1 protein-coding gene and 1 pseudogene are annotated in these 1,366 nt (G+C 75.9%); one reads left to right on the top strand and one right to left on the bottom strand.

Going from position 1 to position 1,366, the window contains the following annotated elements:
* The coding region (locus tag AB0L40_RS27840) for a polyprenyl synthetase family protein (RefSeq protein WP_364362055.1) at positions 1-85 on the bottom strand (85 nt) is incomplete at its 3' end.
* An 11-nt stretch (positions 86-96) separates the two neighbouring features.
* On the opposite strand from AB0L40_RS27840, the pseudogene AB0L40_RS27835 reads away from it, so the two are divergent.
* Positions 97-1,314 (top strand): annotated as a pseudogene (locus AB0L40_RS27835) (carboxyl transferase domain-containing protein); the annotation flags it as partial.
* Positions 1,315-1,366 lie beyond the last annotated feature (52 nt).

Genomic DNA, 1,366 nt, shown 5'->3' with positions numbered 1-1,366 from the left:
CGAGCAGGTCCGTCCCGCGCGGCTTGCCGGTCTGCTCCGGTGGGGCGACGACGTCGAGGACGTCGTCGAAGAGCTGGAAGGCGATGCCGATCGCCCGACCGGATGTTCCAGGTCGCGCAGCAGCGCGGGCTGCCGGTCGTCCTCCTCGCGGAGGGCGGCGGCGGCCGGCCCGGCGACGTCGACGTCCCGTCCGGCGCGTGGCTCGACGTCCCGACCTTCCACGCGTTCGCGCGGCTGTCGGGGAGCGTCCCGCTGGTCGGGATCGCAGCGGGCCGCTGCTTCGCGGGCAACGCCGCGCTGCTGGGCTGTTGCGACGTCGTGATCGCCACCGCCGACAGCACGATCGGGCTCGGCGGCCCGGCGATGATCGAGGGCGGCGGGCTCGGCGTGCACGCGCCCCAGGACGTCGGCCCGCTCGACGTCCAGGTCGCCGCCGGGGTCGTGGACGTCGCGGTCGCCGACGAGGCCGAGGCGGTCGACGTCGCCCGGCGCTACCTCTCGTACTTCCAGGGCCCGGCCGAGCGGTGGTCGGCGCCCGACGCGCGCCTGCTGCGCCACGCCGTCCCCGAGAGCCGGACCCGCGCCTACGACGTGCGGCGCGTGCTGGACGGGCTCGCGGACGTCGGCACGGTGCTCGAGCTGCGGCCCGGGTTCGGGACGAGCATGGTGACCGCGCTGATCCGCGTCGAGGGCCGGCCGTACGGGGTGATCGCCAACGACCCGTCGCGGCTCGGCGGCGCGATCGACGCCGACGCGGCGGACAAGGCCGCGCGCTTCCTCGGGCTCTGCGACGCGCACCGACTGCCGGTCGTGTCCCTCTGCGACACCCCCGGGTTCATGGTCGGCCCGGAGTCCGAGGCCACCGGCGCCGTCCGGCACGTCTCGCGCATGTTCGTCGTCGGCGCGAAGCTCTCCGTCCCGCTCGTGACGATCGTGCTGCGCAAGGCCTACGGGCTCGGCGCGATGGCGATGGCCGGCGGGCACCTGCGCGTGCCGCTGGCGACGGTCGGCTGGCCGACGTCGGAGCTCGGGCCGATGGGGCTCGAGGGCGCCGTCCGCCTCGGCTTCCGCGACGAGCTCGCCGCGGCCGCGGAGGGCGAGGAGCGCGAGGCGCTGTTCCGGCGGATGGTGGACGCGGCCTACGAGACCGGGAAGGGCCTGAGCGTCGCGACGGCGTTCGAGCTCGACGACGTGATCGACCCGGTGGACACGCGGCGCTGGATCGTCGCGACGCTCGGGGACGCGCCCGGGCCGCGGAGCGCGCAGGAGCGGCGGGCGGCGGCACCAGGGGCGCGCTGGGTCGACACCTGGTGACGGCGTGATCCGACAAGAACTGACGGATGGCGGTGCCGACGGCATCGGGTTG

The organism is Patulibacter sp. NPDC049589 (assembly GCF_040675535.1).
Taxonomy (GTDB): Bacteria; Actinomycetota; Thermoleophilia; order Solirubrobacterales; family Solirubrobacteraceae; genus Patulibacter.
Note: the sequence above shows the minus strand (reverse complement) of the source record. Positions and strands in the feature narration are given on the sequence as shown.